General features: G+C 69.8%; 13 protein-coding genes. 8 read left to right on the forward strand and 5 right to left on the reverse strand.

The genetic code is table 11. From position 1 onward, the window contains the following. Positions 1-343 precede the first annotated feature (343 nt). The 5 genes from HYQ63_RS19720 to HYQ63_RS19740 all read left to right on the forward strand — a co-directional run bounded on the left by HYQ63_RS19720 (position 344) and on the right by HYQ63_RS19740 (position 5,632). On the forward strand, positions 344-1,963 hold the full coding sequence (locus tag HYQ63_RS19720; RefSeq protein WP_179935152.1) for a M4 family metallopeptidase: 1,620 nt from the start codon (positions 344-346) through the stop codon (positions 1,961-1,963). A 161-nt stretch (positions 1,964-2,124) separates the two neighbouring features. Then, entirely contained in the window at positions 2,125-3,210 is a 1,086-nt protein-coding gene (locus tag HYQ63_RS19725) for an S-(hydroxymethyl)mycothiol dehydrogenase (protein ID WP_179935153.1), read from the forward strand. 23 nt (positions 3,211-3,233) lie between these two features. After that, a complete protein-coding gene (locus HYQ63_RS19730; RefSeq protein WP_179940311.1) occupies positions 3,234-3,872 on the forward strand; it encodes an MBL fold metallo-hydrolase in 639 nt (212 codons plus the stop codon). Positions 3,873-4,030: 158 nt separating this feature from the next. Further along, on the forward strand, positions 4,031-4,528 hold the full coding sequence (locus HYQ63_RS19735) for a hypothetical protein (protein WP_179935154.1): 498 nt from the start codon (positions 4,031-4,033) through the stop codon (positions 4,526-4,528). Between the two features lie 96 nt (positions 4,529-4,624). Then, a complete protein-coding gene (locus HYQ63_RS19740) occupies positions 4,625-5,632 on the forward strand; it encodes a zinc-binding dehydrogenase (protein WP_179935155.1) in 1,008 nt (335 codons plus the stop codon). Positions 5,633-5,654: 22 nt separating this feature from the next. Here HYQ63_RS19740 and HYQ63_RS19745 read toward each other — a convergent pair whose 3' ends face one another. After that, positions 5,655-6,350, reverse strand: coding sequence for a DUF4142 domain-containing protein (locus tag HYQ63_RS19745; protein ID WP_179935156.1), 696 nt, complete (start codon positions 6,348-6,350; stop codon positions 5,655-5,657). Positions 6,351-6,662: 312 nt separating this feature from the next. On the opposite strand from HYQ63_RS19745, the gene HYQ63_RS19750 reads away from it, so the two are divergent. After that, complete coding sequence (locus HYQ63_RS19750) at positions 6,663-7,130, forward strand: hypothetical protein (RefSeq protein ID WP_179935157.1); 468 nt, start codon at positions 6,663-6,665, stop codon at positions 7,128-7,130. Here HYQ63_RS19750 and HYQ63_RS19755 read toward each other — a convergent pair. Further along, positions 7,087-7,449, reverse strand: a complete 363-nt coding sequence (locus tag HYQ63_RS19755; RefSeq protein WP_179935158.1) for a DUF6247 family protein — start codon at positions 7,447-7,449, stop codon at positions 7,087-7,089. The two genes, HYQ63_RS19750 and HYQ63_RS19755, sit on opposite strands and share 44 nt — an antisense overlap. Positions 7,450-7,892: 443 nt before the next feature. Between HYQ63_RS19755 and HYQ63_RS19760 the strand changes: the two genes are divergently transcribed. Further along, the gene (locus HYQ63_RS19760; RefSeq protein ID WP_179935159.1) at positions 7,893-9,101 is read left to right on the forward strand and encodes an acyltransferase; all 1,209 of its coding nucleotides are present in this window, start codon (positions 7,893-7,895) and stop codon (positions 9,099-9,101) included. A gap of 6 nt (positions 9,102-9,107) precedes the next feature. On the opposite strand, the gene HYQ63_RS19765 is transcribed toward HYQ63_RS19760, so the two are convergent. Both HYQ63_RS19765 and HYQ63_RS19770 read right to left on the reverse strand, forming a co-directional pair. Beyond that, positions 9,108-9,980, reverse strand: a complete 873-nt coding sequence (locus HYQ63_RS19765; protein WP_179935160.1) for an NAD(P)-dependent oxidoreductase — start codon at positions 9,978-9,980, stop codon at positions 9,108-9,110. Between the two features lie 237 nt (positions 9,981-10,217). Continuing rightward, entirely contained in the window at positions 10,218-11,072 is an 855-nt protein-coding gene (locus tag HYQ63_RS19770) for a helix-turn-helix domain-containing protein (RefSeq protein ID WP_179935161.1), read from the reverse strand. 132 nt (positions 11,073-11,204) lie between these two features. Here HYQ63_RS19770 and HYQ63_RS19775 point away from each other — a divergent pair, with 132 nt between their 5' ends. Then, positions 11,205-11,930, forward strand: a complete 726-nt coding sequence (locus HYQ63_RS19775) for an alpha/beta fold hydrolase (RefSeq protein ID WP_179935162.1) — start codon at positions 11,205-11,207, stop codon at positions 11,928-11,930. Between the two features lie 90 nt (positions 11,931-12,020). Here the strand turns inward: HYQ63_RS19775 and HYQ63_RS19780 are convergent, their stop codons facing one another. After that, complete coding sequence (locus tag HYQ63_RS19780) at positions 12,021-12,719, reverse strand: tectonin domain-containing protein (RefSeq protein ID WP_179935163.1); 699 nt, start codon at positions 12,717-12,719, stop codon at positions 12,021-12,023. Positions 12,720-13,087 lie beyond the last annotated feature (368 nt).

Here is a 13,087-nt window from a genome sequence, read left to right on the forward strand (position 1 = left end):
CAAGTACGTACCAACCAGGCATTTCCCCGCTATGCCTGACTGACTGAAATTTGCCCTGCTTGAATAACGAACGGTCAAATTCTTGTTACGCACCTGTCAGAACGGATCGTTCGATGACAATCTCTGCTCGGCTCGCCGCGCGTCTCTTCTGACTCCGCGGTAAGTCCTTGGTTCCGCGTGCACACGGCCCGGCCCACGGCCCGGCAGGCACCTCTCGCCGCGGAACCGAAGCGCGTCACTGGCACCTCACGCACCACTCCTGCTCGACCGGACGGTCCACCCACGGCTGTCCGCACCCCCTACACAGGGCTGCGATCCCGCGGCCCCTCAGCAAGGAGACCGAGTGAGACCTCACGCTTCCTCCCCCCGCAAGAAGACCATCCGCGCGGCCGCGTTCGTCGCCTCCGCCGCCATGGTCGTCATCGGCATCCAGACCGGCTCGGCCAACGCCCAGCCGGACAGCTCCCGTGAGGCAGGCGCGACCGCGCTGATGCTGACCCCCGCGGAGCGCACCGCCTCGATCAAGGCGGCGCAGGCCGATGCCTCCGCCCAGGCCGACCACCTGGGGCTCGGGGCCAAGGAGAAGCTCCTCGTACGCGACGTCATCAAGGACGCCGACGGAACCGTGCACACCCGCTACGAGCGCACCTACGACGGGCTGCCCGTCCTCGGCGGCGACCTGGTCGTCCACGAGAAGCCCAGCGGCGCCCGCACCGTCACCAAGGCGACCAGCGCGAAGATAGCCGTGGCCGGCACGGACGCCGCGGTGTCCGCCTCCGCCACTTCCAAGGCCGCGCTGAAGGCCGCGACCTCGGCCGACTCCGGCGAGAAGGCCAAGTCGCCGCGCAAGGTGGTCTGGGCCGCGGCCGGCAAGCCCGTGCTGGCCTGGGAGACCGTCGTCACCGGCACCCAGAAGGACGGCACGCCGAGCGAGCTGCACGTCATCACCGACGCCGCCACCGGCAAGAAGCTGGCCGAGAACGAGACCGTCCACACCGGGACCGGCACCAGCAAGTACAGCGGCACGGTGCCGCTCGGCACCACCAAGAGCGGCTCCACGTACAACCTCACCGACGGCACCCGCGGCAACCACAAGACGTACGACCTGAACCAGGGGTCGTCGGGCACCGGCACGCTCTTCACCGACGCCGACGACGTCTGGGGCGGCGGCCGCCAGACCGCCGGGGTGGACGCGCACTACGGCGCCGCCGAGACCTGGGACTTCTACAAGGAGGTCCTGGGCCGCAACGGCATCAAGAACAACGGCGTGGGCTCGTACTCCCGCGTCCACTACGGCAACAACTACGTCAACGCGTTCTGGCAGGACTCCTGCTTCTGCATGACGTACGGCGACGGCTCGGGCAACGCCAACGCGCTCACCTCGATGGACGTGGCCGGCCACGAGATGACCCACGGCGTCACCGCCGCCACCGCCAAGCTCGTCTACAGCGGCGAGTCCGGCGGCCTCAACGAGGCGACCTCCGACATCATGGCCACCGCCACGGAGTTCTACTCCGCCAACTCCTCCGACGTGGGCGACTACCTCATCGGCGAGAAGATCAACATCAACGGCAACGGCACTCCGCTGCGCTACCAGGACAAGCCCAGCAAGGACGGCGCGTCCCGCGACTACTGGTCCTCGACGCTCGGCAACATCGACGTCCACTACTCGTCCGGGCCCGCCAACCACTTCTACTACCTGCTGTCCGAGGGCAGCGGTGCGAAGACCATCAACGGCGTGAGCTACAACAGCCCGACGTACGACGGTTCGACGGTCACCGGCATCGGCCGGGACAAGGCCACCAAGATCTGGTACAAGGCCCTGACCACGTACCTGACCTCCACCAGCAAGTACGCCCAGGCCCGCACCGCCACCCTCAGTGCCGCCACCGACCTCTACGGGGCGAACAGCACCGAGTACAAGGCCGTCGCCGCCGCCTGGACCGCGATCAACGTGAAGTAAAGATCAGCGTGAAGTGAAGACCACCGTGAAGTGAAGACCACCGTGAAGTGAAGACCACCGTGAAGTGAAGCGGAACGGGCCGCACCGGCGATTCCGGTGCGGCCCGATGCGGTCCCCCGGAGTTCCTGTCACAGCCGCTGATCGGCCCTTACGCTGCTCCCATGACTCAACACGTACGCGGCGTGGTGGCCCCCGGCCGAGGCGAGCAGGTCCGGATCGAGACGATCGTGGTGCCGGACCCCGGCCCGGGCGAGGCGGTGGTGAAGGTCCAGGCGTGCGGCGTCTGCCACACCGATCTGCACTACCGGGAAGGCGGCATCAACGACGAATTCCCGTTCCTCCTCGGGCACGAGGCGGCGGGCGTCGTGGAGTCCGTCGGCGACGGTGTCACCGAGGTGGCCCCCGGCGACTACGTGATCCTCAACTGGCGCGCGGTGTGCGGCCAGTGCCGGGCCTGCCGCCGCGGCCGCCCCTGGTACTGCTTCGCCACCCACAACGCGTCCCAGCCCATGACGCTCACCGACGGCACCGCCCTGACCCCGGCCCTCGGCATCGGCGCGTTCGCCGAGAAGACGCTGGTCGCGGCGGGCCAGTGCACCAAGGTCGACCCGGCCGCCTCCCCGGCCGCCGCCGGGCTGCTCGGCTGCGGGGTGATGGCCGGGATCGGCGCCGCCATCAACACCGGCAACGTCGGGCGCGGCGACGCGGTCGCGGTCATCGGCTGCGGCGGAGTCGGCGGCGCGTCGATCGCCGGATCCCGGCTCGCCGGTGCCGCGAAGATCATCGCGGTGGACGTGGACGACCGGAAGCTGGAGCAGGCCCGCTCGCTCGGCGCCACCCACACCGTCAACGGCAAGACCACCGACGTGGTCGAGGCCATCCGCGAACTGACTGACGGCAACGGCGCGGACGTGGTGATCGAGGCGGTCGGCCGCCCCGAGACGTACCGCCAGGCCTTCTACGCCCGCGACCTGGCCGGCACCGTCGTCCTGGTCGGCGTGCCCACCCCGGAGATGAAGCTCGAACTGCCGCTCATCGACGTCTTCGGACGCGGCGGAGCCCTCAAGTCCTCCTGGTACGGGGACTGTCTGCCGTCCCGCGACTTCCCCCTGCTGATCGACCTCTACCAGCAGGGACGGCTCGACCTGGACGCCTTCGTCAGCGAGACCATCGGGCTCGACGACATCGAGGCGGCGTTCGAGAAGATGCACCGCGGCGACGTCCTGCGCTCGGTGGTGATGCTCTGATGACCCCTGACGGTGACACCGCGATGACCCCTCCGCCCGTACGCATCGACCACCTGGTCACCTCCGGCACCTTCTCGCTGGACGGCGGCACCTGGGACGTCGACAACAACGTCTGGCTCATCGGCGACGACCACGAGGCGTACGTCATCGACGCCGCCCACGACGCGGACGCGATCATCGAGGCCATCGGCGACCGCCGACTGCTCGGCATCATCTGCACGCACGGCCACGACGACCACATCGACGCGGCCCCGGACGTCGCCGACCGCACCGGCGCCCCGATCCTGCTGCACCCGGACGACGAGGTGCTGTGGCGGATGCGCCACCCGAACCGCGCCCCGGACAAGCCGCTGGCCGACGGCGACGTGCTCACCGTCGGCGGTACGCAGTTGCGCGTCCTGCACACCCCCGGCCACTCCCCCGGCGCGGTCTGCCTGCACGCCCCCGCCCTGACCACCGTGTTCTCCGGGGACACCCTCTTCCAGGGCGGACCGGGCGCCACCGGGCGCTCGTACTCCTCGTTCGAGACGATCATCGAGTCCATCCGGGAGCGGCTGTTCGCCCTGCCGCCGCAGACCGTCGTCCGCACCGGGCACGGCGACCCGACGCTGATCGCGGACGAGGCGCCGCACCTGGAGGAGTGGATCGCGCGCGGCCACTGAGGCGCCGGTGCCTGAGGCGCCGGCGCCGAGCTGCTGGGGCGTAGTGGGTGTCTTGTCGATCAGCCCGGCATGATCGGCAAGACACCCCCCAGGGCGCCGGGCCCGCCCCGGTGCCCTGCCCCCTTGTCCCACCGGGCCCCCATGACACCATCAACCCCGTGATCGACCTGGGCTACTCCCTCTCCCGCCGCTTCCCGGACCCGCCGCAGACGGACTACCGGAGCGCGGACGTGCACGCGCTGCGCCACGATCTGTTCTGCGGCGACGTCTATCTCGCCGACACCGTGGCCGACCGCGAACTGTCCACAGCCTGGGGATGGGTTCCGGTGCTCGACTTCGCCTGGGCGCTGTGCGACATCGTGGAACGGCTGGACCGCGACCCGCGCGGCAGCCGGTCCGCCCGGGCCATCCACGAGGAGCTGGACTTCACCGAATCGGCCGACCGCATGCTCTTCGAGCGCCGCTTCGGCTGGGTCGACATCACCGCCGACTGGGTGCCGCTCGAAGAGGCACCGCTGACCTTCCAGCACTCCGCGCTGCGCCGCGAGGCCCGCGACTTCCTCCAGGATCTGATCGCCGACCTCGTCGACATGCACGAGGGGCTGGGCGACAACCCGGTGGTCTGGGACCTCCAGGCCCGCTTCCCCCGCGTCTGATCCCTTGTTCCCTTGGTTCCCTTGACTTGAACCATGGTTGAAGTCGGAGGCTGACGGCATGGTCGCGCACCACTCGTTCAAGCTCTGGGAGACGCCATGCACGCCGTCCGCCTGCACGCCTTCGGCCCCGCCGGGAACCTGACGTACGAGAAGACCGACGACCCCGAGCCCGGCCCCGGCCAGGTACGCATCGCGGTCGCCGCCGCCGGGGTGCACCTGCTGGACACCGCGCTGCGCGAGGGCCTGACCACCGCCGTCCACACCGCCCCCGACCTGCCCACCATCCCCGGCCGCGAGGTCGCGGGCACCGTGGACGCCCTGGGCGAGGGCACCGACCCGGCGTGGCTCGGCAGACGCGTCGTCGCCCACCTCGGCATGGTCCCGGGCGGCTACGCCGAACTGGCCGTGGCCCCCGCCGCCAAGCTGCACGCCATACCGGAGTCACTGGACGCGGCACAGGCCGTCGCCATGATCGGTACGGGGCGTACGGCCATGGGCATCCTCCAGTTCGCGGAGCTGACCGCCGACGACGTGGCCCTGGTGACCTCGGCGGCGGGCGGCATCGGCCAGCTCGTGGTCCAGTACGCGAAGCACGCGGGCGCCACCGTCGTGGGGCTCGCGGGCGGCCCGGCGAAGCTGGCGCGCGTCCGCGAGTTGGGCGCGGATCTCGCCGTCGACTACGACGACCCGGCCTGGCCGCAGCAGGTCCGCACGGCACTGGGCCCGTCCCGTCACCCCACCGTCCTCTTCGACGGGGTGGGCGGTGAGCCCGGCCGCGCGGCCGTCGACCTGCTCGGGCCCGGCGGCCGCCATCTCGTCTTCGGCTGGTCCTCGGGCGGTCTGCTCAGCGGCGGACCGCTGGAGTTCGCCGAAGGGGAGCTGGCAGCGCGCGGCATCACCTCGCGGTCCGTCCTCGGCCCGCCGATGCTGGAGAAGGCGGGCGGCCCGGACCCGATGCGCACCCTGGAGGAGCGCGCGATGGCAGAGGCGGCGAGCGGCCGCCTCGTACCCTCCGTGCACCGCTTCCCCCTCGCCGAGGCGGCCGCGGCGCACCGGGCGCTGGAGACGCGGGCGACGATGGGAAAGGTCGTACTGATCCCCTGACCCGGCGCCTCACCAGACCCTGCTACTTGGGCACGCTGGCCGCGACATCATCCAGCACGGCGTCCGTCAGCAGCCCGGTGTCCTCCAACACCTCCATGTGGTCCATCACGGTGTTGTTGGCCACCTTGGCCAGCCGCCGGATCATATGGTTCTTGGTGGCGGCGCGGACCTCGCCGATGGTGATGAAGATCTTCCCGTGCGAGGCGCGCAGCAGATCCACGAAGAGCTGGTCGAACTTCTCGCCGTCCGCGTTCTTCATCTGCTCGACCCACTCCTGCTGTTCGGCGCTGGCCTCGTCCGGTATGGGAGCGGACAGCGCCTTCGCATCCTCGCGCACCAGCTGGTCGAGCTTGCTGTGCCCATCCAGCAGATGCATCCCGGCCCGCTTGATCGCCTCGCTCGACGCCTGGTTCTGCGCCATCCGCCCGGCCGGGATCTCCCACAGCCCGGCCTGGCGGACCTTGACCAGGAACGTCTTGTCCAGCTCGCTCAGCGGCCCCGAATTGGCGGCCTCCGCCCCCGAAGCCGCCGCCCCGGCCCCGGCCCCGCCGTGCGCGGACGGCATGCCGCTGTCCGCCACCGACTGGCTCCCCCCGTCATCCGCCTGGGAGACCCAGATCCCCGCCCCCGCGACCACCGCCGCCAAGGCGACCCCGACGGCCATCATGCGGCTGCGGTTCGACGCTGCGCCGCGACTGCTGCGCCCATGAGTTGTCATCGTGCCTCCTGGTGGGGGGGTGCTGGAGTACGCGAAACACTAAACTTTGCCTGCTGCAAAAAAATGCGTTCGTCAGGAGTGCACAAAAGCACCCACCCCGCCCTGCGCTTCCCCCTACACTCCCCGCCCGCAAGGCATTTCGGCCCGCTGCGACCGATGCGTCCAGGCAGCTCAGCGAACCAGCCCGGGAGCACCGCGCCCAATATCGGCAAGAAGGCGTCGACCCATGCGTGGGCCTATCCCGTCGCCCGGGAGCGCATAGCGAAGCGAAATTGACCTGACGCCACCGGGTTCGCGGCTTACGGTCACCCCGTGAAGCACCTGCGCAAAACGGCGGTCGACCTCGTCCTCGGAGAACAGTCGACCCATGAGCTGCCCATGCTCGCCGCCGAAGCCCTCGCCCGCGGCGTGGACAGCCCGGCCCTCCGTACCCTGGCCGGGCTGTCCCGCGCCGACGCGTCCCGCGAACTCTTCTGGCAGGCCATGGCGGAACTCGGCTTCCCCCGGCCCGACCCGGAGACCGCCTGGCACCACCGCATGCGCTGGGCCGCACAGTCCCTGCTCCGCGGAGAACTCTCCCCGTACGACGCGAGCGACCAGATCTACTGGTGCGCCTCCCACCTCGAGCGGTCCCCCCACGCCACGAGCGTCACCGACCGCTTCCTCGGCCTCCAGCTCGCCTGGGAGGAGCTCCAAGGCCAAGCCCCCGCCGTCGAAGACCAGATGCGCGAGGCGGCTACCGCCCTACTGCGGGCGTCTCCCGATGCGCCGCGTCCATGATCTGCCGCATCTCGGCCAGCGCCGACCCCAGCGCCTCCCGGTCCGTCGCCTCCTCGGCCACGACCTCCAACTCCCGCAGCCGCGCGGCCCGGGCCGGGTACCGCTGGATGGCGACGAACTCGCCCCACCACTGGAGGAACGTACGCAACGGAGCGATCGTGCCGTTCCGGGCGGCCTGCTCGACCGCCCGGTCCAGATGCTCGACGAAGGCGGGCAGCTCCCCGGGCGCGATCTGAGCGACCGCCGCCCGCAGCGCCGACGGAGTGAGGACCGGCATCGGGATCAGGGGCCCGTCGTGGGCGGAGAACTGCTCGGTCATCACTACAGCTCCTGACACTCCATCACGCAAACGTGCGCCGCGAGCCTACGCCGGTACCCCGCCCGCCACGCGCCCCTGACCCCTATCGATCAATCAAGCACCACACCGGATCACAACCGCCCGCCCTTGACGCCCCTTCGCCCACTCACGTCAAAACCGACAACACCCGCGCCCGCTCGCTCCTGCTCCGGGCGGGCGGGGCGGGCGGGGCGGGGCGGGCGGGCAGGGCGGGCAGGGCGGGCGGGCGGGGTGAAGCGTCGGAGAACACTGCGCGGCGTGTCCAGGAGGCTTTCCGGAACGACGCCTCCGCCCTGCCCGAATTGCCGCCGTCTGTCCGGTCCAGGCCGCCCCCAAGGGACGTAGCGTGAACCGCCCGTGGCCGTCGCGCCCAAGGTCGCGCCCAGGTTCCGTCGGTTCCCCCTCGTGAGGATGACGCAGGTCTGATGCAGGTCAGGTTTCAGCAGCCGCTTCCCCCGACCGTCGAATCGCACGGAGGCGGCGCTCACGGCGGCGTCGCCGTGGCCGAGCCACCGCCGCGGGCGGCCCCGCCCCGGAAGCCCGTCACGGCTCGGCGGGCCCGTCGGGCCCGGCCCCGGCTGTACGTCATCGACGGCATCCGCCTGGTCGCCGCCCTCATGGTGGCCCTGCACCACTACGCCGGCACCAACCGCGCCAACCAGCCGGGCAACGCGATCTGGGACCGCCCGGCCTCCGAGATCATGCCCTCGCTGTTCCGCTTCGCGTCCTTCGGCTGGATCGGCGTGGAGATCTTCTTCGTGATCAGCGGCTTCGTCATCTGCATGTCGTGCTGGGGCCGCACCCCAAAGGACTTCTTCGTCTCCCGCGTGATCCGCCTCTACCCCGCGTACTGGGTCGGCGTGGCCTTCACCACGGCCAGCATGATCGCGCTGCCGGGCGTATGGGAACGGCCTCCGGGGCGGGACATCCTGCTCAACTTCACCATGCTCCAGTCGGGTTCCAACGTGCCCGACGTCGACCTCGTCTACTGGACCCTCTGGTCGGAGCTGCGCTTCTACCTTCTCTTCATGGTCGTGGTCGCCATGGGCCTGACGTACCGCAGGGTCGTCGTCTTCTGCTGCGTATGGGGCGCGGCCGCGATGCTCGCCCCCGTGTCCAAGTTCCCGCTCCTGGTCCTGGCGGCCGACCCGAGCGGCGCCTGGTACTTCATCGCGGGCCTCGCCCTCTACCTCATGCACCGCTTCGGCCAGGACCTGCTGCTCTGGGGCATCCTCGCCATGGCCTGGCTGATGGGCCAGCGCGAACTGGCGCTGCGGGTCGCGTACGAAGACGTCTCCAGCTGGCGCGGCGCCGTCCTGATCTTCACGGTGTTCCTGCTCGTCATGGTGGCCGTCGCGCTCGGCTACACCGACCGCATCCGCTGGAAGTGGCTGGTCACCGCGGGCTGCCTCACCTACCCGCTCTACCTGATGCACTACGTCGCCGGCGTGTCGCTGATCAGCCGCCTCCACGACACCATGGACCCCCGCCTGCTCCTCGCCCTCGTCATCTCCGGCTTCCTGGCCCTGAGCTGGCTGGTGCACCGCTTCGTGGAACGCCCGGCGGCGCGACTGCTGAAGCGCGGCCTGGAGTCCTCCTTCACCCGACTCCGCACCTTCGGCCGCGCGGCCTGACCTGACTCAGCGGCGCAGCAGGTCGATCACCCCGGTCGTGCCCTCGTCGCCGTGCCCCGCGGCGAGACGACGCTCCATGAGCGCCATGAACGGAGTGAGCAACTCCGGGCTGACGCCCTGCTCCTCGGCGGTGCGCAGCAACGTCCCGTTGGCCTCCACCATCATGGCGAGGTTCGACGTCACGTCGAGGGTGTAGTCGCCGGTCTCCAACTGCGCGGCGACCTCGTTCGCGTAAGGCGCCATGGCGGTCAGCCACTCAATCAGCAGGCCCGCGAACTCCTTCGGAGCGACCTCCGTCCCGCGCATCAGCGCGAAGGCGTGCGACACCCCGGCGAACAGGCCCGTCATGGCGCTCAGCAGCGCCACATCATGCAGCGCGGCCGAGCCCGGATCCTCACCGACATACCTGGTGCCCGCCGGGACGGCGAGCACCTCGCGGTGCGCCGCGAACAGCTCCGGCGACCCGCTGTAGAAGACGTACGCGCCCGAATCCGGGACCCCGATCATCGGCGGAACGGCCATGATCCCGCCGCCCAGATACCGCGCCCCGCGCGCGCCCGCCCACTCCGCCCGCTCACGGGCCTGCCCAGGCGTGCTCGTGGTGACGTTGACCAGATCCTTGCCCGTCAGATCGACGTCGGCCAGAACCTCCCCGACCGAGGCGTCATCGAGCAGGCACACCACCACAAGCCCACTAGCCGCCACCGCCTCGCGAACCGCCCCCGCAACCGTCGCCCCCTCGCCGACAAGCGGCTCCGCCCGCCCCACGGTACGGTTCCACACCGTCACCTCATACCCAGCCGCCAGCCACTCACGGGCGATGGCGGCACCCATCGCACCAAGCCCAAGCACACTGATCTTCTTTGCGTCATGTCCCATGCCGCAAGACTCATCGCTGAACGCCGAGTCGCCAAGTACCCACTTTTAAGTGGGGTAGTTACCCTGCACGTCAGTGACGAGCTGGAGGGCTCCACGTCCGCCCCCACCGCTTCGGCCCCACGAGGCACCACCCTCAACGAGGCCCTGGCCCCACTAGGCGCCTGGGGCCGCGAGAACCTCCTCGATCACGCGCCCCACGCCTGACTCAGCCTCGCAACGCAGCGTCCCGGCGCCAGCTCACGGCGTCCGCACGCCGCACTCGGCATCCGCTCGCGTCTGGCTGGCGGAGGCGAGCAAAGCCAGTTTGTCGGCGCTGTCGGTGCCGGGGGCCGGGTGGTGGATGACGAGCACCTGGCCGGGCGCGGCGCTGACACCCAGCCGCTCCACTTTCAGTTGCAGGGCGCCGACCTGGGGATGGTCGATGCGCATGGACGCCCCCGCGCACGTTCGTACGTCGTGCCGGGCCCAGAGGCGGCTGAAGCGAGGGCTGGCGAGGGAGAGTTCGCCGACGAGTTCGATGAAGCGGGGGTCGTCCGCATCGGTGCCGACGGACTCCCGGAAACCGGCGACCAGGTCCACGGTCGCGCTCTCCCAGTCCGGGTAGAGCGCGTGCTCGGCGGGGTCGAGAAACAGGTCGCGCAGGCGATTGGCTCCCACCGCCAAGCGCGGTGACAAGGCGGTCGCCAAGGCGTTGGCGGCGAGCACGTCGAAGTAGCGGCCCTCGACGTGCGCGGGGAGCGAGAGCGTGGCGACGAGCTGGACGATGCCCGCTGGGACGGTCTCCCTCCGGGATCGGCGCCGGTGCCGTCGGGGTTTGGCGGCGCCGAGGCGCAACAGGTGCGCCGTCGCCTCGTCGTCGAGCCGCAGCACGCGGGCGAGGGACTCCAGGACCTGCACGGAGGGGTTGCGGTCGCGGCCCTGCTCCAGGCGCAGATAGTAGTCGGCGCTGATGCCCGCGAGCATCGCGACCTCTTCCCGGCGCAGCCCCGGCACGCGCCGTAGCCCCACGGCGGGAATGCCGACCTGCTCCGGGGTGACGAGCTCGCGGCGGGCGCGTACGTAATCGCCCAGCAGGTTCGGTTCGTCGCTCATGCGTCGACGGTAATCGCGCCGTCGCGCCCGTGCCTGGTCCTGCCACCCCCAGGATCACGGGGGCTCTGGCTCGCCCGGAGCCCGAGCGGCAGGGTGGCCCACCAGGGACAGACACGATGAGGAGCAACGATCATGTCAACGTATCTGCTGGTACACGGCGCCTGGCACAGCGGACAGTGCTGGGAGCGAGTGGTCCCGCTACTCGCCTCAGCCGGACACCGGGCGCTCGCGCCATCCCTCACCGGCCACGGCGACCGGGCGCATCTGCTCAGCCGCGACGTGGGGCTCGACACCCACGTAGACGACATCGTCAGGCTGATCACCGACGAGAACCTCACCGAGGTGATCCTCGTGGGCCACAGCTACGCCGGTATGGTCATCTCCTCCGCGGCCAACCGCATCCCGGACCGGATCGCGCACCTGGTCTACCTCGACGCGATGGTCCCCGAGGACGGCGAGAGCGCGGCCGACGTCATGCCCATAACCCAGGACCTGATCGACCGCGCCCTCCAGTCCGAGAGCGGCTGGCGGGTCCCGCCGCTGCCCGAGATGCCGCCGCCCACGGGCCTGTTCGGGGTCACCGACCCGGCAGACGCCGCCTGGCTGCGCACGACCCTGTCGGACCAGTCCGTACGCTGCCTCCAGCAACCGGCCCGGCTGGACAACCCGGCCGTGAACACGATCCCCCGGACGCACATCCACTGCGTCGTCGGCGAGCCCAAAGGCTGGCCCCGACGCCCCGTCCCCCCGACACAGCCCAACGGCACCCCGTCCCAGGTCTGGCAACTGCCGACCGGCCACGACTGCATGATCACCATGCCGACCGAGCTGACCGACCTACTCCTCAAGCTCGGCTGACCCCACCAAAACGCGCCGGTTGGACATGCCAATTCTTACGTGGGTTCCCGGTCCTTGCGGATCGGGACCCCACGCACAATCGCCGACTCGTCAGCTCGGCTGGTCTCCGATGTAGCGGTAGATGGCGTCGTCGGAGTTGACGTGCCACACGGTGCCGTCGGCGGCAACGCCGATGTCGACCGCACTGCCCGGGATGCCGACCCAGGGGTTCGCGTCATAGCCGGTATACCGGTACAACTGATTCGAGGAGTTGACGCCCCAGACGTGGGTCCTGGAGCCGACCGAGATCCGGCTCAGGCCACCGGAGATGTTGACCCAGGTGGTTGAACTCTGGTCTCCGGTGTAGCGGTAGATGGCCCCGGCAGAGTTGACGCACCACACGGTGCCGTCGGCAGCAACGCCGATGTCGACCGCACTGCCCGGGATGCCGACCCAGGGGTTCGCGTCATAGCCGGTGTAACGGTAGATCTGGCCAGAGGAGTTCACCCCCCAGACGTGGGTCCTGGAGCCGACCGAGATCCGGCTCAGGCCACCGGAGATGTTGACCCAGGTGGTTGAACTCTGGTCTCCGGTGTAGCGGTAGATGGCCCCGGCAGAGTTGACGTGCCACACGGTGCCGTCGGCGGCGACGCCGATGTCGACCGCACTGCCCGGGATGCCGATCCAGGGGCTGGCGTCGTAGCCGGTGTAACGGTAGATCTGCCCCAGGGAGTTCACTCCCCAGACGTGAGTCCTGGAGCCGACCGAAATCGTCGTGAGTCCACCAGAGATGTTCTTCCACTCAGCCATGCGTATGCCCCTTCGCTTCGGACGCTGTACGCAGGTACTTGGCGAGCAACAGAACACCCAAACAATCCCATATTTTGATTGGATGCTTTAATTATCCAAAAAGCGATGTTTATTGCTGTCCGCCCTTGAAAGCTGGGGGATCAGGCGTTTTGCAGGGGGTCCTTTGAGGCCGGAAGGGCCGTAACCCACACGGAGGGCCAACGATGCTTCGGGTTGACTTCCTCCCCCGAGGACCCAGCCCCTCATGATCGGCCGCACAAGCCCTAGCCATGCCCGGTTGCCGTTCGCCTCAACCGAGGAGCGGGGAACTCGAGAACCTCGCATCAAACGCACGCTCCGGGAGCCGGTCCGCGCTCACCGTAGACACA

Origin of the sequence: Streptomyces sp. Rer75, assembly GCF_013414305.1 — a bacterium.
GTDB lineage: Bacteria > Actinomycetota > Actinomycetes > Streptomycetales > Streptomycetaceae > Streptomyces > Streptomyces himastatinicus.